Annotated in this window: 22 protein-coding genes; 11 read left to right on the plus strand and 11 right to left on the minus strand. The window is 73.8% G+C overall.

All coding sequences use genetic code 11. The features are described from left to right. Positions 1-175: 175 nt before the first annotated feature. The 3 genes from NUM_RS27920 to NUM_RS27930 all read left to right on the plus strand — a co-directional run bounded on the left by NUM_RS27920 (position 176) and on the right by NUM_RS27930 (position 2,481). Positions 176-577, plus strand: coding sequence for a single stranded DNA-binding domain-containing protein (locus tag NUM_RS27920; RefSeq protein WP_207127933.1), 402 nt, complete (start codon positions 176-178; stop codon positions 575-577). 73 nt (positions 578-650) lie between these two features. After that, a complete protein-coding gene (gene proB, locus NUM_RS27925) occupies positions 651-1,784 on the plus strand; it encodes a glutamate 5-kinase (protein WP_207127934.1) in 1,134 nt (377 codons plus the stop codon). A gap of 76 nt (positions 1,785-1,860) precedes the next feature. Continuing rightward, positions 1,861-2,481, plus strand: a complete 621-nt coding sequence (locus tag NUM_RS27930; protein ID WP_207127935.1) for a maleylpyruvate isomerase family mycothiol-dependent enzyme — start codon at positions 1,861-1,863, stop codon at positions 2,479-2,481. A gap of 176 nt (positions 2,482-2,657) precedes the next feature. Here NUM_RS27930 and NUM_RS27935 read toward each other — a convergent pair whose 3' ends face one another. Together NUM_RS27935 and NUM_RS27940 are read right to left on the minus strand one after the other, a co-directional pair. After that, positions 2,658-4,580: a KAP family P-loop NTPase fold protein gene (locus NUM_RS27935; protein ID WP_207127936.1), complete on the minus strand. Its 1,923-nt coding sequence runs from the start codon at positions 4,578-4,580 to the stop codon at positions 2,658-2,660. Between the two features lie 748 nt (positions 4,581-5,328). Beyond that, a complete protein-coding gene (locus NUM_RS27940; protein WP_207127937.1) occupies positions 5,329-6,093 on the minus strand; it encodes an AraC family transcriptional regulator in 765 nt (254 codons plus the stop codon). A 55-nt stretch (positions 6,094-6,148) separates the two neighbouring features. Between NUM_RS27940 and NUM_RS27945 the strand changes: the two genes are divergently transcribed. Further along, positions 6,149-7,339: an MFS transporter gene (locus tag NUM_RS27945; protein ID WP_207127938.1), complete on the plus strand. Its 1,191-nt coding sequence runs from the start codon at positions 6,149-6,151 to the stop codon at positions 7,337-7,339. A 288-nt stretch (positions 7,340-7,627) separates the two neighbouring features. After that, positions 7,628-8,896 carry a glutamate-5-semialdehyde dehydrogenase gene (locus NUM_RS27950; RefSeq protein ID WP_207127939.1) on the plus strand — a complete coding sequence of 423 codons (1,269 nt, stop codon included), beginning with the start codon at positions 7,628-7,630 and terminating at the stop codon, positions 8,894-8,896. Positions 8,897-8,912: 16 nt separating this feature from the next. Here NUM_RS27950 and NUM_RS27955 read toward each other — a convergent pair whose 3' ends face one another. Both NUM_RS27955 and NUM_RS27960 read right to left on the minus strand, forming a co-directional pair. Next, entirely contained in the window at positions 8,913-9,467 is a 555-nt protein-coding gene (locus tag NUM_RS27955) for a hypothetical protein (RefSeq protein WP_207127940.1), read from the minus strand. A gap of 75 nt (positions 9,468-9,542) precedes the next feature. Beyond that, a complete protein-coding gene (locus NUM_RS27960; RefSeq protein WP_207127941.1) occupies positions 9,543-10,268 on the minus strand; it encodes an SDR family NAD(P)-dependent oxidoreductase in 726 nt (241 codons plus the stop codon). An 84-nt stretch (positions 10,269-10,352) separates the two neighbouring features. Between NUM_RS27960 and NUM_RS27965 the strand changes: the two genes are divergently transcribed. Then, positions 10,353-10,877 carry a MarR family winged helix-turn-helix transcriptional regulator gene (locus NUM_RS27965; protein WP_207127942.1) on the plus strand — a complete coding sequence of 175 codons (525 nt, stop codon included), beginning with the start codon at positions 10,353-10,355 and terminating at the stop codon, positions 10,875-10,877. 145 nt (positions 10,878-11,022) lie between these two features. After that, positions 11,023-11,907, plus strand: coding sequence for a serine hydrolase (locus NUM_RS27970; protein WP_207127943.1), 885 nt, complete (start codon positions 11,023-11,025; stop codon positions 11,905-11,907). Positions 11,908-11,971: 64 nt separating this feature from the next. Here NUM_RS27970 and NUM_RS27975 read toward each other — a convergent pair whose 3' ends face one another. Next, complete coding sequence (locus tag NUM_RS27975) at positions 11,972-12,925, minus strand: LysR family transcriptional regulator (protein WP_207127944.1); 954 nt, start codon at positions 12,923-12,925, stop codon at positions 11,972-11,974. 186 nt (positions 12,926-13,111) lie between these two features. Between NUM_RS27975 and NUM_RS27980 the strand changes: the two genes are divergently transcribed. Further along, the gene (locus NUM_RS27980) at positions 13,112-14,095 is read left to right on the plus strand and encodes an MBL fold metallo-hydrolase (RefSeq protein ID WP_207127945.1); all 984 of its coding nucleotides are present in this window, start codon (positions 13,112-13,114) and stop codon (positions 14,093-14,095) included. 42 nt (positions 14,096-14,137) lie between these two features. Here the strand turns inward: NUM_RS27980 and NUM_RS27985 are convergent, their stop codons facing one another. Continuing rightward, positions 14,138-14,827: a glycoside hydrolase family 75 protein gene (locus NUM_RS27985; protein ID WP_207127946.1), complete on the minus strand. Its 690-nt coding sequence runs from the start codon at positions 14,825-14,827 to the stop codon at positions 14,138-14,140. Between the two features lie 153 nt (positions 14,828-14,980). Here NUM_RS27985 and NUM_RS27990 point away from each other — a divergent pair, with 153 nt between their 5' ends. After that, positions 14,981-15,469: a hypothetical protein gene (locus tag NUM_RS27990; RefSeq protein WP_207127947.1), complete on the plus strand. Its 489-nt coding sequence runs from the start codon at positions 14,981-14,983 to the stop codon at positions 15,467-15,469. Positions 15,470-15,649: 180 nt separating this feature from the next. On the opposite strand, the gene NUM_RS27995 is transcribed toward NUM_RS27990, so the two are convergent. The 4 genes from NUM_RS27995 to NUM_RS28010 form a co-directional block, all read right to left on the minus strand. After that, a complete protein-coding gene (locus NUM_RS27995) occupies positions 15,650-17,278 on the minus strand; it encodes a glycoside hydrolase family 13 protein (protein ID WP_207127948.1) in 1,629 nt (542 codons plus the stop codon). A 77-nt stretch (positions 17,279-17,355) separates the two neighbouring features. Then, complete coding sequence (locus tag NUM_RS28000; protein WP_370467074.1) at positions 17,356-17,766, minus strand: globin; 411 nt, start codon at positions 17,764-17,766, stop codon at positions 17,356-17,358. 118 nt (positions 17,767-17,884) lie between these two features. After that, entirely contained in the window at positions 17,885-19,336 is a 1,452-nt protein-coding gene (locus NUM_RS28005; protein ID WP_207127949.1) for an MFS transporter, read from the minus strand. Positions 19,337-19,706: 370 nt separating this feature from the next. Continuing rightward, a complete protein-coding gene (locus NUM_RS28010; RefSeq protein ID WP_207127950.1) occupies positions 19,707-20,741 on the minus strand; it encodes a mechanosensitive ion channel family protein in 1,035 nt (344 codons plus the stop codon). 210 nt (positions 20,742-20,951) lie between these two features. Between NUM_RS28010 and NUM_RS28015 the strand changes: the two genes are divergently transcribed. Beyond that, positions 20,952-21,512 carry an HNH endonuclease gene (locus NUM_RS28015; protein ID WP_207127951.1) on the plus strand — a complete coding sequence of 187 codons (561 nt, stop codon included), beginning with the start codon at positions 20,952-20,954 and terminating at the stop codon, positions 21,510-21,512. Positions 21,513-21,667: 155 nt separating this feature from the next. Next, positions 21,668-22,522 (plus strand): EamA family transporter, encoded by an 855-nt coding sequence (locus NUM_RS28020; RefSeq protein WP_207127952.1) that lies wholly within the window; start codon positions 21,668-21,670, stop codon positions 22,520-22,522. A 9-nt stretch (positions 22,523-22,531) separates the two neighbouring features. On the opposite strand, the gene kynU is transcribed toward NUM_RS28020, so the two are convergent. Further along, a complete protein-coding gene (gene kynU / locus NUM_RS28025) occupies positions 22,532-23,794 on the minus strand; it encodes a kynureninase (RefSeq protein WP_207127953.1) in 1,263 nt (420 codons plus the stop codon). Positions 23,795-23,798: the final 4 nt, after the last annotated feature.

Here is a 23,798-nt window from a genome sequence, read left to right on the forward strand (position 1 = left end):
TCAATCCGGACAGGTCGCGGCCCCGGCGGTGTGGCCGCGGCCCCGGCTGGCGCGAAACCGCCCCGCTCGCCCGTCGCGGGCCGCACAATCTAGGAGGTCCCGGCAGGACGCACGCTCGGCCACGCCAGCCTGCCGGAACCTCCATCGGTGCCCGCGATCGACGAAGGGTGTCGCGGTGAGCGTTTCCAATCTCTATCTCGGTCGGCTGCCGGAGGACCCGGCGCGGGAGTACAGCCTGGCCGGCGAGTCCGTGGCGAGCTTCGCCCTGCGCTGCCCGGTCTCGGCGGCCCCGGCCGGCGTCGGCCGGCCCGGTGAGGCCGACGTGGTCGTCGCCGTGCAGGCCACCGGCGCGCTCGCCGAGCAGGTACTGGGGCAGTTGCGGGCCGGTGACCGGGTGCTGGTGGCCGGCGCACTCGCCGCCAGCCCACCGGACCCGGACCGGCTCGGCGCGAGCGACGTGCTGGTGCACGCCCAGCACGTCGGCCTGGACCTCGACACCGGCGGCTGGCACCGCGACCCGGTCCCGGTCGCCGTCGGCGAGACCACCGCCACCGGGCACCCCGAGTACCACTGGTGACCGGCCGCCGCCCGATGGGACGGCGGTAACCCGCTGTACCGGCGGTGCTCCCCGACGGTACGGTGCGCAGGCGATGGACGGTGCAGAACGACAAGCCCGGGCCGCGGCCGTCGCCGCCGCCCGGTGCGTCGTGGTCAAGGTCGGTTCCTCGTCGCTGACCACCCGGGCCGGCGGCCTCGACCCGACCCGGCTGGACGCGCTGGTCGACGCGCTCGCCGCGCGCCGGGCCACCGGCAGCGAGGTCATCCTCGTCTCCTCCGGCGCGATCGCCGCCGGGCTCGCCCCGCTCGGGCTGGCCCGCCGACCGCGTGACCTCGCCACCCAGCAGGCGGCGGCGAGCGTCGGCCAGGTGGCGCTGACCCACCGGTACGCCACCTCGTTCGGCCGGTACCAGCAGCGGGTCGGTCAGGTGCTGCTCACCGTCGACGAGGTGATCCGCCGCAGCCGGTACCGCAACGCGCTGCGCACCCTGCGCCGGCTGCTGGACCTCGGCGTACTGCCGATCGTGAACGAGAACGACACCGTCGCCACCGAGGAGATCCGGTTCGGCGACAACGACCGGCTCGCCGCGCTGGTCGCCGCGCTGGTGCGGGCCGACCTGCTGGTCCTGCTGTCCGATGTGGACGCCCTGTACGACGGGGATCCGCGCCGGCCGGACGCCCGCCGGGTCGAGCTGGTACGGGGACCGGACGACCTGGCCGGCATCGAGGTCGGCGGCGCCGGACGGGCCGGCGTCGGTACCGGCGGGATGGCCACCAAGGTCGACGCGGCCCGGATCGCCTCCGGCTCCGGGGTACCGGTGGTGCTGACCGCGGCGCCGCTCGCCGCCGCGGCGCTGACCGGCGAGCCGGTCGGTACCTTCTTCGCCGCCGCGCCGCGGCGCCCCCGGCAGCGGCTGTTCTGGCTGGCGCACGCGACCACCCCGCGCGGCCGGCTGCACCTGGACGCCGGCGCCGTCGCCGCGGTGGTCGAGCGGCGGCTGTCGCTGCTGCCGGCCGGGGTGCACGCGGTCGAGGGCACCTTCACCGCCGGCGACCCGGTCGACCTGGTCGACGAGGGCGGTAGGTCGGTGGCCCGCGGTCTGGTCAACTACGACGCGGCGGAGCTGCCCCGGCTGCTCGGCCGCTCGACCCGGGAACTCGCCGCCGAACTCGGCTCCTCGTACGAGCGGGAACTGATCCACCGGGACGACCTCGTCCTGCTGTGAGAGGCCCGGACCGGGCTCGGACTCGCCTACCACGCCTTCCCGTCCGGACCTGCCGGGGCGGCCTATCCTGTCCGGTATGGACGTGCTGGCGGCCGCCCGCGCCGAACGGTCCGACCTCGCCGACCTGCTCGACGCGCTCACCGACGAGCAGTGGGAGGCGCCGAGCCTGTGCGCCGGCTGGCGGGTCCGGGACGTCGCGGCGCACGTGATCAGCTACGAGGAACACGGAAAGGCCGACCTGGCCCGGCGCCTCTGGGCGGCCCGGCTGCGCATCGGCCGGGTCAACGACGTCGCGCTGCGCGAGTACCGCGGGCTCAGCCGTGCGGAGCTGGCCCGGTTCGTGCGCGACCACCTCGAACCGTGCGGCGCCACCGCGCGGTTCGGTGGCCGGGTCGGCCTCGCCGACTGCCTGATCCACCAGCAGGACATCCGTCGCCCGCTCGGGCTGCCCCGCGAGATCCCGGCGGACCGGCTGCGGTGCGTTCTCGACTTCGCGGTCACCGCGCCGCCGCTGCGCGGCTTCTGGCACGCCCGCGGCGTTCGCCTGGTCGCCACCGACCTGGACTGGTCGCGCGGCCGCGGCCCGCTCGCCCGGGGTACCGGCGAGGCGCTGGTGCTGACTCTGGCCGGCCGCCGTGGTGTCGCCGCCGACCTCACCGGCCCCGGCGCCGCCGTCCTGCAACACCGCCTCGGCTGACCGTCCCTCATCACGACAATGTGTGGTGGCTGGTGGCCTTCGCGGCCTCGGCAAGGCTCAAACCAAGCAGGTCCGCTCGGTGTCGACGGGTCGGCCCACCGAACACCTCGGCACCCTGGACAAGGCGTTGCCGGCTGATCTCGACCGGGCCCTCCGGCTCCACCTCGCACGCTGAATCACCGCAGTCGAAAGCCGTCCGTCCCGATGGTCGGCTCGGAGCGGAGGAACGCACGCAGCGAGCCGTCCGTGCCCGCGGGAAGACCCGGACAGATCGCGGCGAGCAGCTCGTGCCAATGGTCGTCCTCGCCCGCCGCCGCGGACTCCAACTCGGTCAGGGCCGCCGCACTCGCCGCTCCGGGTGTCGAGACCAGCTGTGGCCAGCGGATCGTGAACGCGGCGAGTTTCGCGATCGATGCCGGCTCCGGTACCGCGGCGCCGCGCAGCCGCAGCCGTTCGGCCAGGAACGTGTAGAACCGGAACAGGTTCACGTACCGCTTGATCTCGCGCGGGTTGCCGGTCCCCAGCGATGCCAGCGCCGCTCGGATCGGTTCGGCGGCGTCGCGGTCGGAGTACCGCTCGGCGAACACCCGCTCGGCTGCGGCGAGCGTCTCTGGCCCTGGCTCGCCGTCGACTCCGAGCACCGTACGCTGGGCGTCGAGCGCCGCCGCCCGCAACTCGCCGCGGTCGACATCGCCCGCGGAGATCCGGTCCAGGATCGCCGCATGCAGCGCCGCCACGTCCGAACGGAACTTCTGCCGCGCGACCTCGGTGCCCGGGACAGTCCGGAAGACCGGTGCGTAGGTGACCGTCGCCGTGCTGTGCGCGTCGTACGGGCCGAGCTCGGTCGGCACGTGGATGGCCTCGCCGACCTGGATGCTCTCGTCCGACGGCAGCGGCGGCGGCGCGGGGTCGCGGCCGAGCAGGTGGTCGAGATACGCGTCGAGCTCCGTCTCCGGTTCCGGCTCCGGGATCCGCAGCGGCAGCTGCACGAACTTCGCCAGGAACCGCCAGCCCAAATCGTCCCGCCCGGCCTCCGCCGCGGAGAGATCCCGGTACGCGGTGGCCACGCTCGCCGCGACCGTCGTCGGCTCCATCCCGAGCACGAACACGCAGTTGCCGAACTCGCCGGCCAGGAACAGATTGATCGCCTCGATGACCTGCGCGACGGTACCGGGGGAGCACCGGTCCAGGTCGTCCACGAACACCACCAGCGGCCGGTCCGGTGTCGCGACCAGATCGAGGACCCGGCGCATGTCGGACTGCACCAGGTGCAGGAACCCGAGTCGGCCCTGATAGCCGGGATCGGCTGCTGGCGGGCCGCTCGGGTCCGCCGCCGACCCGCGCAGCGGCGAGGGCTGGCGCAGCAGCCGGGCGAACGTCGGCGCGGCCGGCCGGAACCTGGACCACAGCCACCGACCGATGCCGCTCGCCGTGGCGGCGATGCCGCCGCCGACTCCGGTCCACCGGCCGACCTCCCGCAGCGAGCCGGTCCAGGCCGGACGCAGCCAGGCCAGCACCAGCAGGGCCGCCGCAGCCGCGGCGAGCAGGACCAGGAACCACAGCACGGTGGGCAGCAGTTGCCGGGCGACGATGCCGTACCAGCGGCGGCGGATCGCCTCGGTGTCGATGCGGCGCAGGTTGAGCCGCAGCCAGAACCGCTCCCGATCGCCGCGCGGCAGCCGGCCGGTGACCTGACCGATGATCGCGTGCGCCAGGCCGGCCCAGACCTGGTCGCCGTTCTGGTACATCCACGGGTTGAACCACACCGTCGGCCGCCAACCGTCGGTCTCGGCGTCCGGGACGGCGTGCTCGTGGGGCGGCGCCGGCGGCCGCTTCGTCGCCTGAACCACCTCGCCGTTGGTCACCGCGCTGCCTCGACGCCGGCCGTACCGCAGTCCGGTCGGCGTTCCGGCGGCGGCGCCCGGATCCAACTCGTCCTGCACCATCCGCATCAGCGACGTCTTGCCCGCACCCCACGACCCGTGTATCCCGATCGTCAGCGGCGGCTGGGTCTCCCCGTGCCGCAGGAACGCCGCGATCGCATCCACGTACCGCCGCCGTTCCAGCCGGTCCTCGACCGTCGCCGCATCCGTCGCCAACTTCGGCACCGGATGCGCGGCGCCTGATCGCGGTGTGTCGTTCTTCGTGGGCAATGCTTCTTGTTCTTTGCGCGACGTGACTGCAGTGGGTTCGGCGAACCTCTGCCAACTCGAACGTCTTGGGTCGATGGAGCGGACGGCATTCAACCAATCGATCGAACGCATCTTCCGGTCCATTGCGATTCCGACGACGTCGCCATTGGAATCCATGACCGCGCCAGCCGCATCCATGAGACGTGCGCGCGCCGCAGGTGACTCGGTTCGCGGATCGAGCATGAACTGGCCGTCGCCGCGAGAGTCTCCGACGTTCGCCAGGATCCAGTGCTCATTTCTCCGCAGACTACGGGGCTTGGAGTCGCTCAATGCCACCAGAACCGGCATCCGTCGTTCCACGCCCTTGAGTGAGAGAGGCGCTGGGCTAAACGAGGTGGCGATGGCCAGGTCGACAACCGCATGCCCGTCCCTCTCCGCGACCAGGCTCACGCTGGTCAGTTCCGGCTCGTGCGCACCATACTGAATCTGGAGTGCGAAAGCATCTCCGACCCCGTTTGCGACTCCCAGCCGAGCTTTGGACAGCACTGAAGCGTTCACGACGAAGCGGCGATCGGAGAGCAGGATTCCTTCCCCCACCGGGGTACCGTCTGGTCGGAGCAGACCGACCCGCCAAGCCGGACGATCCTCGGTAGGTCCTGCCACGCTTTTCTCCCTCGATTGGTCATCGGCAGGGTATTGGTCGAGGGCAAAGCGGTCAGGGGTGCAGGGTGCGCTGGTAGGTGGCGGGGGTGGTGCCGAAGGCGGCGCGGAACGCGGCGATGTAGGCGCTGGCGTTGCGCCAGCCGCACCGGTGCGCGGTGTCGGTGACGGTGACGCCGTCGGTGAGCAGCAGCAGCGAGGCGGCCAGCCGGTACTGGGACCGCCAGTACGGCACGGTCAGACCGAGCCGGTCGGCGACGAGCCGGGTGAGGGTACGGGCACTGACCGCCGCGGCGGTCGCGAGCGAGGCGAGGGTGGCGCCGGCCGGATCGGCGGCCAGCGCGTCGGCCGCGGCGGCCAGCCGCGGGTCGGTGGGCCGGGGGAGCGCCAGCGTCGGCAGCGGGTCGCCGGCCAGCTCGTCCGCGACGACGGCGAGCAGCCGGTCCCGGCGCTCGTCGCCGAGGTCGGGGGCGCGCAGGGCGGCGAGCAGCTCGCGCAGCAGCGGCGACACCGGCAGCACCCGCGGCCGGTCGAGACGCCGCGGGTCGGCGCCGGGGTGCGGGTGATCGGTGGGCAGCAGCAGGGTGTGCAGCCGGGTACGGCGGTGGGCCCGGTGCGCGTGCCGCACGCCGGCGGGCAGGTAGAGGCCGCGCCCGGCGGAGGGCAGCACGTACGTCTGCGCCTCGGTGAGGGCGGAGATCACCCCGCCCGCCGGGTACACGAACTGGTCGAACGGGTGCTCGTGCCAGTCGATCGCGTCGCCGCGCAGCAGCTCGCCGCCACCGATGCGGCTCTGCCGGCCTTGGCGGATTCTGGGCATCACCTGGCACTTTAGCGGCTATCGGTCGGCGCGGGGCGGGGCCAGGATCGAGCCCGTGAGCATTCGTACCGAGCGAGCCACCGCCTGCCGGCGGGGCTTACTGCCGCTGCTGGTGACCGGGCACGGCGTCGACGACCTGTACCAGGGGTCGGTGGCGGCGCTGGTGCCGTACTTCGTCGCCCGGTACCACTGGAGCTACGCGGCGGTGAGCGGGCTGACCCTGGCCGCGACGCTGATCTCGTCCGCCGCGCAGCCGGCGTTCGGCGCGGCCACCGACCGGTCGCCGAAGCCGTGGCTGGTCCCGCTCGGGATGGGGCTGGCCGGCGTCGGTATCGGCCTGGCCGGACTGCCCGGCAGCTACCTCGCGATCTGGCTCGCGGTGGCCGCGTCCGGCCTCGGGGTCGCCGCCTACCACCCGGAGTCGGCGCGGCTGGCCCGGCTCGCGTCGGCCGGCAGCCACGTCGGGATGAGCTGGTTCTCGGTCGGCGGCAACATCGGGTTCGCGCTGGCGCCGCTGCTGGTCGCCGCGGTCATCGGGCCGCTCGGGCTGACCGGAACCCCGCTGCTCGCGTTGCCGGCGCTGGCCTGCGCGCTGGTCACCGCGCTGGCGCTGCGCGGCCACGGCCGCGGCCGGGTCGCGGCGGCCACCCGTACCGGCCGCGGCGGTACCGACGACTGGCGGCAGTTCGGGCTGCTCACGGCGGGAATCGTGGCGCGCTCGGTGGTCACCTTCAGCCTCGGTACGTTCCTCGCCCTGTCGGTGATGGCCCGGCTGCACGCCTCGCACGCCGTCGGCGAGGCCGCCCTGTTCACCCTGTACGCGGCGGGCGCGGTCGGTACCTTGCTGGGTGGCCGGCTGGCCCGCCGGATGCCCCGGGTACGGGCGATGCGCGTCGCCGCCGCGGCCTCGGTGCCGGCGGTGCTCGCGGTGGCCTTCCTGCCCGGCTGGGCGGTGTTCGCCGCGATCGCGGTGGCCGCGATCGGGCTGTACGTGCCGTTCTCGCTGTCGGTGACGCTCGGCCAGGACTACCTGCCGAACCGGCTCGGTACCGCCTCCGGGGTGACGCTCGGGCTGTCGATGAGTCTCGGCGGGCTCGCCGCCCCGCTGCTGGGCCTGCTCGCCGACCGCACCACCCTGACCACCGCGCTGGCGGTACTCGCCGGTTTCGCCGCGATCCTGGCGATCACCACCGCCTTGCTCCGCGAACCGGCGCTGGCCGTCCGCGACGATCCGGCCACGACGTAACGTCGCTCGTGCCCGTGGCGCCCACCACGAGCGTGCCCGTGGCTCCCACCGCGAGCGTGCCTGTGGCGTTCACCACGAGCGTGCCGGAGGTGGCCGGTACGTCGACTCGGTCGGGAACCTGCCCCGGCTGGTGGCCGAGCCGAGCCGGGCAACGGCGACGAGCCAGCGCGCCGCGGCCGGGCCGGCACCGGATCCGAGCCCGCCAGCACCGACCTGGCGGAGACCGTGCCGTCGCCGCCCGCGACGGTCGCGGCCGGTGGGCCGATCGCCCCGGCTTACCCTTGTCGCATGTCGGAAGAAGCAGCCGTACGGGAGAGCGCCGCCCGCGCCCGCGAGGCCGCGGCCGAGCTGGCCGTGGCGTCCCGGGCGGACAAGGACACCGCCCTGCGGGCGATGGCCGACGCGCTCGTGGCGCGTTCGGCGGAGATTCTCGCCGCGAACGAGTCCGACGTGCGCGCCGCGCGCACCGGCGGCACCGAGCCGGCCATGCTGGACCGGTTGGCGCTCGACCCGTCCCGGGTGGCGGCCATGGCCGACGGGTTGCGGCAGGTGGCCGGCCTGCCCGACCCGGTGGGTGAGGTGGTGCGCGGTTCCACCCTGCCCAACGGCCTGGAGCTGCGGCAGGTCCGGGTGCCGTTCGGGGTCGTCGGCATCATCTACGAGGGTCGCCCGAACGTCACCGCCGACGCGGCCGGGCTGACCCTCAAGTCCGGCAACGCCGTGCTGCTGCGCGGATCCTCCTCGGCCCGGCGCTCCAACGCGGCGATCGTCGCCGTACTGCGGGACGCGCTCACCGCCGTCGGGCTGCCCGCGGACGCGATCGGCCTGCTGCCGGGCGAGTCCCGGGACGAGGTGACGCACCTGATGCACGCCCGCGGGCTGGTCGACGTGCTGATCCCGCGGGGCGGCGCCGAGCTGATCCGGCACGTGGTCGAGGGCTCGACCGTACCGGTGATCGAGACCGGCGTGGGCAACTGCCACGTCTACGTCGACGCGACCGCCGACGTGGCGATGGCGCGGGACATCGTGCTCAACGCCAAGACCCAGCGCCCGTCGGTGTGCAACGCGGCGGAGACCGTGCTGGTACACGCCGCTGCCGCCGACACGGTGCTGCCGGTGTTGCTGCCCGCGCTGGCCGCCGCCGGCGTCACCGTACACGGAGACGAAACCGTTGCGGCGCAAGGGAAGGCGCTGGATATCCCGGTGAGCCCGGCGAGCGAGGACGACTGGGCCGGCGAGTACCTGTCGCTGGATCTCGCGGTCGCGGTGGTGCCGAGCCTGGACGCGGCGCTGGCCCACATCCGCCGCTGGTCGACCGGGCACAGCGAGGCGATCGTCACCGGCTCGCAGGCCGCCGCGCGTACCTTCACCGCCCGGGTCGACGCCGCCGCGGTCCTCGTCAACGCCTCGACCCGGTTCACCGACGGCAGCGAGTTCGGCTTCGGTGCCGAGATCGGCATCTCCACCCAGAAGCTGCACGCCCGGGGCCCGATGGGCCTGCCCGAGCTGACCAGCACCAAGTACGTCGTCACCGGCGACGGCCACATCCGCCGCTGACCCACCTCGGCGTGGATCAGCGCCGCGGTGCAGGGCCGGGCCTGTCGGTGCCGCCGGACGCCGGCGCGTGTGCCTGGATCAGTTGGATGAGCTGCCGGGCGTGCTCGGTCAGGCCGTTGACGGCCACCTTCCGCCCGTCGGTGAGCGTGACGAGGCAGTAGTAGTCGCCACCGGCCCAGCGGCTGACCGCGTTGTCCTTGCCCGGATGGACGGCGACGCTGGCGATGTCTCCCCACCGAGCCGCGAACACCCTGCCCGGACGGACGTTCACCAGGCCGTTCTCGTACACGGTGAACGACTCGTTCCGGTGGGTGTGGAAGGCCACGAGGAACACCACCTCCAGCAGCAGCGCGCCGATGCCCAGGCCGAGCAGGGCCGCGGGCAGCAGCTCCGGATCCGCGCCGCTGGGCGTGCTGTGGGCGGCCACCTCCGCGGTCACGATCCACAGCAGTACGGCGCCGGCGGTGACCACGGCGCCCACCGGCAGCAGGATCACCGCGATCGTGCCGCGCCGGGCGTTGTTGGTGCGGTACGTCGTCACCGCCGCGCCGAGTTCCGCCTCCGCCACCATCAGCCGCTCCCGTCGCCGTCGAGGAGCGCGAGGGTACCCACCAGCCGCAGGGACCGGTCCCGGCGCTGGGCCGGCTCAGCGGCTCGGGAAGGCGCCGCCGTTGATGTTGATGACCTGGGCGGTGATGTGCCGGGCGCCCGGCGAGGCGAGGTACTCGATCAGTGCCGCCACGTCGTCCGGGGTCCCGGCCCGGCCGGTCTTGGTCTGCTCGACGAGGGTGGCGCGCCGCTCGTCGGTGAGCCGGTCGGCGAAGAACTCGGTCTCGGCGATGTAGCCGCAGGAGACCACGTTCGCGGTGATGCCCCGGGGCCCGAGCTGCCCGGCCAGGTCGATGTTCCAGGTGGAGAGCGCGGCCTTGGTCGCGCCGTACGCGCCGCCGCCGCTGCCGCGGTCGGCGGCGATCGAGCCGATGCCGACCACGGTGCCGCCGGTGCGCAGCCGGTCGGTGAGCAGCGTGGTGGTCAGCACCGCGCTGAGCAGGTTGGCGTCCAGGTTGGCCCGCCAGGCGGCGGCCACGTCGGTGAGCGTGCCGTCCGCCACGCGCCGCAGGTCGGTATTGCCACCGGCGTTGTTGACCAGCACGTCGACCTGCGCCGGCAACTGGGGGAGCGCCGCGGTCAGGGCCTCGGGGTCGCTGACGTCGCAGACCACGGCGGTCGCGCCGAGCTGCGCGGCTGCCTCGGCCAGCACGTCGGCGCGCCGGCCGAGGATGGTGACCGACTCGCCGGCGGCGGCGAAGCGGGCGGCGGTGGCCCGGCCGATGCCGGTGCCGCCGCCGGTGACGACGATGTTGCGGGTCATGGTCTCGCCCTCGCTCGTGAGTTATGTTTAGGCCTAAACATAACCGCTGCGCGCGGCATCGTCCAGCGACGAGAGGAGACGCCGATGGCCCGGCCCGACGAGGTGGCAGACATCGCGGCCGCGTGGCGCCGCGAGAGCCCCGGTACGCCGACCGACTCGATCGGCGTGGTGACCAGGATCTGGCGGATCGGCAAGCTGTTCGCCGACGACCGGCGCCGGCTGCTGGCCGAGCTCGGCATCGACCGCGGCACCATGGACCTGCTGTCGGTGCTGCGCCGGTCCGGCCCGCCGTACGCGCTGACCACCCGGGCGCTCGCCGACCGTACCCTCGTCACCGCCGGTGCGATCTCGCAGCGGGTGGCCCGGGCCGAGTCGGCCGGTCTGGTGATCCGGACGCCGGGCGGTCCCGGTCGGCGGGCGGTCACCGTGACGCTCACCGACGCCGGCCACGCGGAGATCGAGCGGGTCGTCGACCGGGTACTGCGCCGCGAGGTGGATCTGCTGTCCGGGCTGCCGGCGTCCGCCCGGGCCGACCTTGCCGATGGCCTGGCGGTGCTGCTCGACGACCTGATCGACCGTCTCGGCCCGCCGGCCCGCGACGACAACTGACCGCACCGCTGATCGACCGGGCGGCATCCTCGCGCCGCGAACCGCGAACCGCGAACCGCCAACCGCCAACCGCGAACCGCCAACCGCGAACGGCGTGCGGTCGTCCGGCGGGCCGGCGGGCGTGGCGGGTCGCTACGGTTTCGGCATGGAGGATGCGGAGGAGGTCTTCCGCCGGGCCGGTGGGCACGGCTGGTGGCACGTACGGTGCGTCGACTGTGACCGGCAGCACGGCGCGGCGGCGACCGAGCCGGTGGTGCTCGCCTCGATGGTCAAGGTGCCGCTGGTGCTGGAGTTCGCCCGGCAGGTGGTCGCCGGGCAGCTCGACCCGACCACCCGGGTCCGGTTGCGGGCCGCCGACCGGCTGGGCGGCAGCGGTACCGCGGGCTGCGCCGACGACGTCGAGATGAGCCTGCGCGACCTCGCCCGGTTCGCGCTGTCGATCAGCGACAACACCGCCGCCGATGCGCTGTTCGCCGCGGTCGGCGTGGCAAACGTGCAGTCCCTGGTCCGCGAGTTGGGGCTGGCGGACACCCGGATCCTCGGCGGGCCGCGGCAGGTCGTCGAGTCGATCGTGGGGGAGGTCAGCGGTACCGATCCGGCCCGGTTCGCGCGCGACTACGCCGGCCTCGACGAGTCCCGGATGCGCGCGCTTCGTGCGCTGGATCCGTTGCGTACCAACGCGAGTACCGGGCGGGACCTGACCCGGTTGCTGGCCGCGGTGTGGCGGGACGAGGCGGCGCCGGCGGCGGCCTGTGCGATGCTGCGCGGGCTGATGGCGACCCAGCTGACCGCCCACCGGCTGGCGTCCGGCTTCCCGGACGAGGTCGAGGTGGTGGGAAAGACCGGGACGCTGCTTGCGGTGCGGTCCGAGGCCGGCGTGGTCTCCTGTTCCGACGGTGGCCGCTACGCGGTCGCCGTCGGCATCCGGCTGGACCGGATGTCCGGCCGGCAGCCGGCCGCCGACCGCGCCCTCGGCACCGTGGCGTACCGGGCGGTCGAGTCGCTGCGCGCCGGCTGCCGGCACCGCTGACCGCCGGTCGGTCCGGGCCGGCGCCGTCGTCTGCGGCCGAGGCAGCCGGTGGGCGGGCTCGGCGTCAGTCGGCGCGGCCGTGCACGACGTCCCACGGGGTCGGCGTGCCCGGCGGTACGACGAGGTCGCCGGTGCCGTCGTCGCGCAGGATGCCGGCGGCCAGCCAGCACAGCGACGCCGCGGCCGGGTGCGGCTGGGCCGGCCACACGAACGACGTCCGCCAGCTGATCGGGTTGCCGGTCAGCCGCCGCCACACCACCCGCGGCTCGCGGCGCACCGCGCCGGCCGGTACCAGGGCGACGCCGTGCTGGGCGAGGACCAGCCCCACGACGAACTCCGGGCTGCGCGCGTGCACCACCCGGCCGGGACGGAAACCGTTGCCGCGGCAGGCATCCAGCGTCTCGTCGTACCGGCCGGGTGCGGTGTCGCGGGGGAACAGCACCAGGTCGTGACCGGCGAGGTCGGCCAGGTCGAGTTCGTCGGCGCCGGCCAGGGGCGCGTCCCGCGGTACCAGCACGCCGACCGGCTCGGTCACGCCGGGGCCGACGACGAGGCCGGTGAGCTGCGCCGGCTGCTGCAGCAGCCCGACGTCCAGCGCCCGGTCGGCGAGCAGCCGAAGCTGCTCGCCGGTGGTCAACTCGCGCAGATCCAGCCGTACCGCGGGGTTGTGCTCGGCGAACGTCCGAACGATGGTGGCGAGCACCTCGCCCGGTACGTCCGGCGGTACCCCGACGCGCAGCTCGCCCAGTTCGCCCCGGTCGGCCCGGGTCACCATGGCGCGCACCCGGTCGGCGCGGTCCAGCAACGGTGCGGACTCGGCCAGCAGCACGCTGCCGGCCACCGTGAGCCGCACGCCCCGGCTGTTGCGGTCGAACAGCCGGGCGCCGAGTTCGTGCTCCAGCCGGCGGATGCGCTGGCTCAGCGGCGGTTGCGCCATCCCGAGCCGTTCCGCGGCTCGGCCGAAGTGACGTTCCTCGGCCACCACCCGGAACAGCGCCAACGCTCGTAGCAGGTCCACGCTGCAACGATATCGGCCGCGATATGGCCGGATCCGGTCGACGGTCTTGGACAGCCGCGGCGGCGATGTGCTCTGCTACCGCCGATCCGCGCGGCGGGACGCGCGGAACAGCCGACGAGGTTTTCGTCCGGCGGTCTCGCCCTGCGCGGATTTCGCGGTGCGGGCCCCGGCAGGAGGGGGACAGCAATGGCGACCAGGGTGACCCGACGGGGTGTACTGGCCGGCTCGGTGGCGGGTGCCACCGGGCTCGCCGTGGGCTCGGCCGCGACGGCCGCACCGGGGTACCGGCCGACCGGTACGGCGACCCGGGCGTCGGCGGGCTCGGCCGGTGCGGTGGGCCGGCCGCGCCTGCGGTGGCTCGGCAACAACGGGTGGGAGATCAGGTTCGACACGCCGAACGGGCGGCGCACCGTGCTGATCGACCCGTGGCTGACCCGGTTCCACACCGGCACCTACACCGAGCAGGGTGCCGACCCGAACACGCCGCTGTCGGTGCGGCCGGACGTGATCGACCGGTACCACCTGGCGGCCGATCACATCCTCGTCACCCACGGGCACTACGACCACCTGACCGACGTGCCGTACCTGGCCGGCAAGACCGGCGCGACGGTGCTCGGCACCGAGACGCACGTGAACCTGATGACCGCGCTCGGCGCCCCCGCCGACCAGCTCAGCGTGGTACGCGGCGGCGAGTACCTGGAGTGCGACGGCTACACGATCCAGGTGCTGCGGTCGCTGCACTCGATGACCGGCGAGCGCTCCCGGGTGGCGTTCGCGGGTACCCGGCCGGGTCACCCGCCGGCGACCCCGAAGGTCATCGCCGACCTGGTCGAGGGGGAGACGCTGGCCTACCTGATCACGGTGGGTGAAGTGAGCATCATCGACTTCGGCGGGTCCAACTACCTCGGCGCCGAACTGGCCGGGCTGCGGCCGACGGTGGCCCTGGTGCCGGTCGGCGGTGGCGCGATCCACCGGTACGTGCCGCGGCTGCTGGCCACGCTCGGCAATCCCCGCTACGTGCTGCCGACGCACTGGGACGACTTCGACTACCCGCTGGACGAGCCGGCCCGCGACTACGGCGGCCTCGCGCCGCTGCGTACCGCGGTGCGGCAGGCGAGTCCGGCGAGTCGGTTCGTGGTCGTGGACCACCTGGAGACGTTCACGCCGTGAGGCGCGGCACCGGGCCCGCGCCGCACTGTCCACATCGGAGAGTCAGTTGTCCGCCAGGAACCGCTGGGCGGCGGCCTGTCCGTCGGCGACCGCCTGGTCGTGCGACTCGATCGGATCGACCTGGGTGCCCTCGAACACGATGTACGACACGCCGGAGTCGGCGCCGCCGGTCGCCGGGTCCGGGTCGATGCCGAGCGCGTCGGCGGTGGCGTACGACGACTCGCCGATGATGTTCTTCGGTCCGGTGTCGCCGAACACCGCGTACTCCACCTGGTCGCCGTGGATGACCGCGACGACGGCGCCCCCGTCGATGTCGTGGTCGGAGTACCGGAAGATGTCGTTGTTCTGCGGGATCACCACGTACGGCAGCCCGGCGGCGTCCAGCGGTTGCCCGTCGGACTGGTGGAACGCGGTGTCGTCCTGGTACCAGGGGTCGGTGTCGGAGTTGCACGCGTCGGTGGTCTGCCCGTCGCAGTCGATGTCCATGTCGGCCTGCCAGAACACCGCACCGTGGGCGCCGCAGACCGGTACGGAGGGGGCCTCGCCGTCGTCGGTGGCGAACTCGCCGTTCGAGATCTGGTCGCAGTGGGCCAGCTTGGCGAGCAGTTGCTCGGCGGTGGGCGGCGTCGCGGCGCGGGCGGCGGCCGGCCGCACCGCGGGGAGTCCGAGGGTGACGAGCACGAACGTACCGAGGATCAGCAGCGGCAGGCGGCGCCGGGCGTGCGTGAGCATGACCCCTCCGACTCGAACAGGACACTTTCCGATCTGTTCGGCAGGGAAGATACGTCCGATTTGTTCGTTCTGTCAACGCTCTCCGGCGTGCCGGCCACACGTGCGGGCGACGCCCCGCCCACCGGTACGCTCGGCGTTCCACCGGGAGGACGCATGGAGTTCCTGATCTGCGCGGCCAGGGTCGCCGCGCTGGCGCTCACCGGCGGCCTGCTGCTCGCCGGGTACCGGGAGAACCGCCCCGGCGCCGGCGTCCCGGGCGTCGACCGGGCCCGCCGCGCCGGGCGGTCGCTGCACCGGCCCCGCACCATGGCCGTGCTCGGCCTGCTGGCGCTGGTCCTGGCCGCCGCCTGCTACGGCGTCGGGGTCACCCGCGGTCAGTACCTGCTCGACCCGGACCAGATGTGCTCGCTGTCGCCGGGCAGGTGGCTGCCGCACGACGACAGCCCGCCGCACGACCTCGCCATCGAGCGCCGGTACGCGCCGGTCAGCGTGGTGTGCGCCTGGCCGGACGGTCGCCGTACCGAGCTGGTGCCGCAGTGGGTCAACCCGGCCACCGGCCTGCTGCTGCTGACCGGCCTCGGCGCGATCGCCGGCGCGGTCGCCTGGTCACTGCGCCGGCCGCGGGTCGCCGCCCGCCCCTGACGGGAACACGACCGCGGGGCGCCACCGCGGGACACGGCCGCGGGCCCGCCGTCGAGCACGGACCCGTACCGGCCGGAGCGTCGATCAAGGAGTGCGGGGTGCGGTCGGGCTCGACCCGCCGCCACGACTCCCTGATCGACGCTGCCTCGGGCATGGCTCCTCGATCGACGCCGCGGTCCGTCAGGCGAGCCAGGCGGTGGCGTCGCCGGGCAGCCGACCGTCGGCGGTGAGCGGCACGCTCGTCAGGATCGGGGTACCGGCCGGCAGCGCGACCGGCGTGTTGCCCGCGTTGACGAAGCAGGTCAGCCCGCCGTCCCGGCGGAACGCCAGGCAGTCGGCCGGAGTGTCCAGGAAGGACAGGCCCCCGGTGAACCCGTCGTGCTCGCGCCGCAGCCGCAGCGCCGTGCGGTACAGCTCCAGGGTGGAGTCCGGCCGGCCCTGCTGGGACGCGACCGCGACCGGCGACCAGCCGGCCGGCATCGGCAGCCAGGTGTCGGACGTGGTGGAGAACCCGTACGCCGGCTCGCCCGGCTCCCACGGCAGCGGGATCCGGCAGTTGTCCCGGCCGCGCCGGGTGTGCCCGCTGCGCTCCCAGGTCGGGTCGGTGAGTGCCTCGTCCGGCGGCTCGACGCTCTCCAGGGCCAGCTCGTCGCCCTGGTACAGGTACGCGACGCCGGGCAGCGCCAGCTGCAGCAGCGCGGCGGCGCGGCCCCGACGGGTGCCGACCAGGCCCCCGCCGTACCGGGTGACGTGCCGGACCACGTCGTGGTTGGACAGCACCCAGGTGGTCGGCGAACCGGTGCCCGCCACGGTGGCCAGCGCCGAGCTGATGGTGTCGCGCAGCTCGTCGGCACGCCACGGGGACTGCACCATCCGGAAGTCGAACGCCAGCGGCAGCTCGTCCGGACGCAGGTACCTGCGCAGCCGCTCGGTGTCGGTGACCCACACCTCGCCGACCGCCATCGCGCCCGGGTAGTCGGCCAGTACCTTGCGGATGAACCGGTGGATGTCGTGCACGCCCTCGGCGTCCCAGCGCACGTCGCGCGAGGTGTGCGGGTTCGCGCCGGCCTCGATCTCGGCCAGTACGTCCTCGGCCAGGTCCGGCAGTCCGGCGGGCTTGGCCATCCCGTGCGCCACGTCGATCCGGAACCCGTCCACGCCGCGGTCCAGCCAGAACCGCAGGGTGGTCTCCAGGTCGGCCCAGATCTCCGGGTTCTCCCAGTTCAGGTCGGGCTGCTTGGGGTCGAACAGGTGCAGGTACCACTGGCCGGGGGTGCCGTCCGGCTCGGTGACGCGGTGCCAGGCCGGCCCGCCGAACGCCGACGGCCAGTTGTTCGGCGGCTGCTCGCCGTGGGCACCCCGGCCGTCGCGGAACACGTACCGGTCGCGCTCGGGGCTGCCCGGCGCGGCCCGCAGTGCCTGCTGGAACCAGACGTGCTCGTCCGAGGAGTGGTTCGGCACCAGGTCGATGGTCACCTTGATGTCGCGCGCGTGCGCCTCGGCGACGAGCCGGTCGAACGCGGCGAGGTCGCCGAACACCGGGTCGACGTCGCGCGGGTCGGCCACGTCGTACCCGTGGTCGGCCATCGGCGAGGTGAAGAACGGGCTGAGCCAGATCGCCTCGACGCCGAGCCCGGCGAGGTGGTCGAGCCGGTTGCGGATGCCGTCCAGATCGCCGACGCCGTCCCCGTTCGCGTCGGCGAAGCTGCGCGGATAGATCTGGTAGAAGACGGCGTCGCGCCACCAGTCGGGGTCGCCGGCCGCGCTGTCGGCGGGCCGTGCGGCGAGATCGGGGAGCTCGTTGCCCACTGTGCCTCCTTGTGAGGGGTTTTAACGTTCAAATATCGGTACGGCGCCGGAGCGCCGATCCGATTCGTACGGGGGTGTCAGTCCGGCGAGTTCACCATGAACTGTGCCGCGCGTTCCAGGTAGGCCCACAACTCCGCCTCGTACTGCGGGGCGAGGTCGAGCGTGTCGATCGCGTCGCGCATGCGCGCGAGCCAGGCGTCCCGCTCCACCGAACCGATCGTGAACGGCACGTGCCGCATCCGCAACCGCGGATGTCCGCGCTGCTCGGAGTAGGTGTGCGGGCCGCCCCAGTACTGCTCCAGGAACATCCGCAACCGGTTCGCGGCCGGGCCGAGGTCCTCCTCCGGGTACATCGGGCGCAGCACCGGGTCGTCCGCGACGCCGGCGTAGAACGCGTCCACCAGCTTGCGGAACGTCGGCGCGCCGCCCACCGCGTCGTAGAACGTCACGGCGGGTTCGGCCGGCTGCGCGGCGGGACCCGTGGTGATCGGGATCGGTTGATCGGACACGCCTCCATGGTGCCAGTGCCACCCCGGCCACCCGCCAGGCCGCCCGGCCCGGCACCGGGGAGACCCGCCTCACAGCGGGACGGCCGGGGTCCCGCGGTCACGGGTGCTCGGCACCGACCCGGCGGCTGCGGCGGCGTGACTGCACCGGGCCGACCCGGCGCTCGGAGGCGTCCTGCGCGGCCGAGGCGGCGCCCGCGTCGTCGGCGTTCGCGGACTCCCGGCTCCGCTGCTCGGCGGCCTCGGCGGCCGCCTCGTTCCGGGCCCGGGTCTCGGCGAACGCCTTCTCGAAGGTGCCGGACTTCGGCCACAACATCGACACCAGGCCCATCACCAGCAGCCCCAGCAGCGACCAGAGGCCGACCGTGCGGGCCACCCCGACATGGTCGGCCACCGCGCCGGCGAGCACGATCGCGCCGCCCTGCACCAGCTGCAGCCCGCCCTGCATGACGCCGAACGCGCGGGCCCGGTAGCCGTCCGGCAGCGCCTGCACGAACAGCCCGTTCGCCGGGATGATCACCGACATCGCGAACCCGGTCAGCGCGGTCAGCACCATCACCACCGGCAACGGCGGCGACAGCAGCGCGGCCACCAGCGACAGCGGCACCAGCGCGGCGAGCGGCCGGATCAGCTTCCGGCGCGGCCCGGGCGGCACCAGCCGGCCGATCACCACCCCGCCGATCGCGGCGCCGATCGGCATCGCCGCCATGATCAACCCCTGCCCGCGGGCGCCGGTACCGAGCTCGCCGGACCAGCTGGCGGCGAGCCCCTCCGGCAGGATCGCGAACGCCGCGCCGGCCAGGATGACCACCGCGATCGCGCGCAGCACCGGGGTACCGAACACCACGGTGAACCCCTCCGCGGTGTCGCGCAGCAGGCTGGTGTCGGCGCGCAGCCGCGGCACCGCCGGGCGCGCCTTCACCCAGGTCCGGATCAGCAGCGCGGACAGCCCGAAGGTGGCGGCGTCGACCAGCAGTGCCAACCGCGGGTCCACCGCGGAGATCAGGCCACCCGCCGCGTACCCGCCGACCTGGGTGGCCTGGTTGAGCACGCCGGTGATCGACAACCCCAGCACGTACCGGTCGCCGGTCAGGATCTGCGGCAGCATCGCCGAACGGCTGGAGTCGAACGGCGGCGTCAGCATCGCCGACACGTACATCAGCACCGGTAACAGCAGCAGCGGCACGCCCGGGATCGCCGCCACCGCGACGATCGCCATCCGGGCCAGGTCGCAGCCGAGCATCACCCGCCGGTACGGGTACCGCTCGGCCAGCGCGACGAGCACCGGCGCACCGGTCAGCCAGGGCAGGTAGGTCACCGCGAAGCCGGCCGCGGAGGCGAGCGCGGAGCCGGTCGCGTGGTAGATCAACGCGGCGAGCGCGACCCGACCCAGGTAGTCACCGACCGAGGAGAGCGCGCTCGCACCGAACACGGCGCGAAACTCACGCACCGCGAACACCTCGCGGTAGGTCGCGGCCCGGTCGGGATCGTCGGTCGTGTCCGGTGGATCCGCCGGCCGGCCCGCCCCCGCCTGACCTGGCTCTTCGGACACGTCCCCGTTCCCTCCTCGGCTGTGGCGCGCGCAACCTCGCACGTCCGAGTCTGCCCGATTGGTGGGCGTATCGGTAGTCCGAACGGACGAGGTGTGGTTAACAAGGATCCGCAGCGCATTTCACAATCTGTAAGCTAGCTGCGGTATATGAACCACTTTCTCGGGGACCTGTGCACGCTCTGCGACGATCATGCAGGTCGCGGGCCTCGTGGACGCGACGTTGCTATCCGAGTTCCGTACGGTCACCGTTCGGTCGCGATTCATCCGGCGGTGTAACGACGCCCGTCGATGTCTGCGATGTCGGAGCATCGACGTCGCCGTGCCCGGAGGGTCGGTGCACGGCGGCGCACGAGGGGGCCGTGGCGAGCGGCTACTGCGGGCCGTCCTCCTGGGCGAGGAAGCGGCGCGGGTCCAGCCCGAGCGACACGCCGGCCTGCTCCATCTCGGTGACGATCCGGCGGCGCAGCTCGCGGCCGACCTTCCACTGCGAGTCCGAGGCGGTCTTCGCGGTCACCCGCAGCAGCGCACCCTCCGGGGTCAGCTGCTGCACGCCCAACACCTCGGGCTTGTCGATGAAGTCGGCGGACCAGTCCTCGTCGTCGCCGAGCGAGTCGGCCGCCCGCTGCAGCGCGTCGGTGGCCTCGCCCACCGGCGCACCGAACCCGACCGGTACGTCGATGATGACCATGGCCCAGCTCTGGCTGTAGTTGCCGATCCGGATCACCTCGCCGTTGCGGATGTACCACAACACGCCCGCGCCGTCGCGCACCGTGGTGATGCGCAGACCGACCGCCTCCACGGTGCCGGTCACCTCGCCGACGTTGATCAGGTCGCCCACCCCGTACTGGTCCTCCAGCAGCATGAACATGCCCGAGATGACGTCCTTGACCAGCGACTGCGCGCCGAAGCCGAGCGCGACACCGGCGATGCCGGCGCTGGCCAGCAGCGGAGCGAGATCCATCCCCAGCTCGCTGAGGATCATCATCACCGCGATCGAGAAGACCACGATCGAGGTGACGTTGCGCAGTACCGAACCGATGGTCGCCGAGCGCTGCCGGCGCCGCTCGGTCAGCACGCCGTTCTCCCGCAGCGACGCGTCCACCCGCTCCTTGAGCGGACGCAGCACCGCCGGGGTGCTGCCGCTCTCCTTGGGCCGGGTGAACCGGCGGATCATCCGGTGCAGGATCCAGCGCACCAGCAGCGCCACGACCAGGATCAGGATGATCCGGAACGGCTTGACCAGCAGCCACTCGCTGCTGGCCGCGAGCCAGCCCAGGCTCGGGTTCTGGCCGGTCCAGTTCCACACCGTCTGGCAGAACGAGTCCGGGTCGGTGGCGCACTCGGGCTTGCCGGCCAGCTTCAGGGCGTGCGGCATGGCGGAAACCAGCGCTTCCGCGGACAACATGGGCACCTTCCCTCGGTAGCGAATCGTCTCGGCGCGCCGCGGTACCACCGGGCGCCGCGCCGACGGTACGTGACCCCCGGCGCCCGACGCACACCACCTCCGGGCCCGCCGTTCGGTGCCACAGCGCCTCGGCCGCTTGGTTTGTCACCGGATTAGTACGTGCATCCGGCGCCCCGGTCGGGGAGGATGGGCCCGGACGGAGGTGGGGCGATGTCCGGGTTACGGCCCTCCACCAGCTACGGGGCGTTGGTGCTCAACGCGACGTACGAACCGATGTGCGTCGTGTCGGTGCGCCGGGCCGCCGTGCTGGTGCTCGCCGCCAAGGCGATCGCGGTCAGCGACGGCGACGGCTTCCTGCACAGCGCCAGACGCGTCCTGCCGACTCCGTGTGTGGTTCGACTCACCCGCTACGTCCGGGTGCCGTACCGCGCGCACATCGGCATGACCCGCCGCGCGATCTTCGCCCGGGACCGCTGGGTCTGCGCGTACTGCGACGGGCCGGCCGAGACCATCGACCACGTCCTGCCGCGCAGCCGCGGCGGCCCGCACGTCTGGGAGAACGTGGTCGCCGCCTGCGCCCGGTGCAACCACCGCAAGGGCGACCGCACCCCGGCCGAGATGGGCTGGCGACTGCGGGTCGCGCCGGTGGCGCCGACCGGGCCGGCCTGGCGGGTGCTCGGTCACCGCACCCCGGACCCGCGCTGGGCCTCCTGGCTCGGCCTGCCCGCGCAGCACACCGACCCGCTGCGCCTGGGCGAGGCCACCGCCTGACGCTCGGCCGGTACCGCCCGCCGCCGTGCGACGGCACCGGCCCGGCTCACCGGGGCGGGCAGCGGCCGGTACGCCACCGGCCGGTCCCGGGGTGTGCGGGCAGTGCGCGGGGCTCCGACGGCGCCCGTTGCGCGCCGGCACGTAGGTTTCGGGTCGTGGGTATCGTCCTCGCGCTCTGCGCCGCCGCCTGCTACGGCTGTTCGGACTTCCTCGGCGGGTTGCTGTCCCGGCGATCCAGCCCGTACGCGGTGGCGGTCGTGGCGCAGTGCGCCGCACTCGTGGTCGTGGCGCTGGTCGCCGCGGTCGCCGGGAACGGCCTGCCGGCGGCGGCCGCGCTCGGCTGGGGCGCGCTGTCCGGTGTCGGCAACGGGCTGGGCACCGTGTTCCTCTACCGCGGCCTGGGTTCGGCCCGGATGAGCGTGGTGGCGCCGCTGTCCGCGGTCGGCTCGGCCGGGCTGCCGGTGCTGGTCGGGATCGCCGAAGGGGACCGGCCGGCGCCGCTGGCCATCGCCGGCATCGTCCTCGCGCTGCCGGCGGTCGCGCTCATCTCCCGCGGCGCCGACGCACCCGCCGCACCGCAGCAGGGCTCGTCCGGTCGGCGCCGGTCCGGAGTACTCGACGGGCTGCTGGCCGGCGCCGGGTTCGCGCTGCTGTTCGTGGCGCTCGACCGGGTACCACACGACGCCGGGCTGTGGCCGCTCGCCGGCGGCCAGGCGGTCGCGACGGTCAGCATCCTGATCGCCGGGCTGGTCGCGGGCGCCGGCCTGCGGTTGCCGGCCCGCCGGCTCGCGCCGGGTGCCAGCGTCGGGGTACTCGGCGGCGCGGCGACGGCGCTGTTCGTCCTCGCCACCCACCGGGCCCTGCTGTCCATCGCGGCCGTGGTCACCTCGCTGTACCCGGCGCTGACGGTGCTCGCCGCGATGCTGGTGCTGCGGGAACGGGTCGGCCGCGGCCAGGCGGTCGGCCTCGGCGCCGCGGCCGCGGCCGTCGTCCTCATCGCCCTGGCCTGACCCGGCCGGTCAGGTGACGCGGCTGCGTGCCACCGGGTACGACCGGTAACTGCCGCTCGCGAGGATCTCCCGCAACCGGTGGAACGCCTCGTACACGTCGACGAACCGGGTGTAGAGCGGGGCGAGGCCGATGCGCAGCCGGTCCGGGGTGCGGAAGTCCGGCAGTACGCCGGCGTCCTGCCAGGCCTGGCACAGCTGCCAGGCGTTCGGGTGGTACAGCGTGACGTGCGCGCCGCGCCGCTGCGGGTCCCGCGGGCTGGCCAGCCGGCAGCCGTGCTCGGCCAGCCACGCGTCGTGCAGCTCCACCGCGTACGAGGTGAGCGCCATCCCCTTGGCGCGCACCGGCTCGATGCCCACCTCGGCGGCGATCCGGGCGCCGGCCCGCGCCCCGTACGCGGACAGCACCGGCGGGGTGCCCACCAGGAACCGGTCGATGCCGTCCGCCGGGTCGTAGCGGGAGTCCATCCCGAACTGGTCGGCCTGGCCGAACCAGCCGGTGATCGGCTGCCGCAGCCGCGACTGCAGCTCGCGCCGCACGTACAGGAACGCCGGCGAGCCGGGACCACCGTTGAGGTACTTGTACGTGCAGCCGACGGCGAGGTCGACCGCGGCGGCACGCAGCGGTACCGGCACCGAGCCGACCGAGTGGCACAGATCCCACAGCACCAGCGCACCGGCCTCGTGTGCGGCGGCGGTGATCGCGGGCAGGTCGGCGATCGCCCCCGACCGGTACGCCACGTGGGACAGCAGCACCAGCGCCACGTCGTCGCCCAGTGCGGCGACCACCTGCTCGGTGTCCAGCCCGTCGTCGATGTCGGCGGTGACCGGCCGCAGCGTCAGGCCGCGCTCGGCCGCGAGCGACTGCAGCAGGTACTGGTCGGTGGGGAAGTTGTCCCGGTCGACCACCACGACGTGCCGGTCCGGCCGGGCCGACAGCGCCGCCGCGGCCAGCTTGTACAGGTTGACGCTGGTCGAGTCGGACAGCACCAGCTCACCCGGCTCGGCGTCCAGCACCGGCCCGGCGAGCAGGTCACCGACCTCGCGGCCGAGCTCGATCCAGTGCGACCAGCCGCGGATCAGCTCGCCGCCCCACTCGCCCCGCACCGCGGCGGCGAGCTCGTCGACGGCCGCCACCGGCAGCCGGCCGAGCGAGTTGCCGTCCAGGTAGATCGGCCCGTCCGGCTCGATCACGAACCGCTCCCGCCAGCCCGCCAACGGATCCGCCGCATCGCGCCGCTGCGCGTCCGCCACCCCGAACCCCGCACTCTGCATGCCG

The organism is Actinocatenispora comari (assembly GCF_017312725.1).
Classification (GTDB): Bacteria; Actinomycetota; Actinomycetes; order Mycobacteriales; family Micromonosporaceae; genus Actinocatenispora; species Actinocatenispora comari.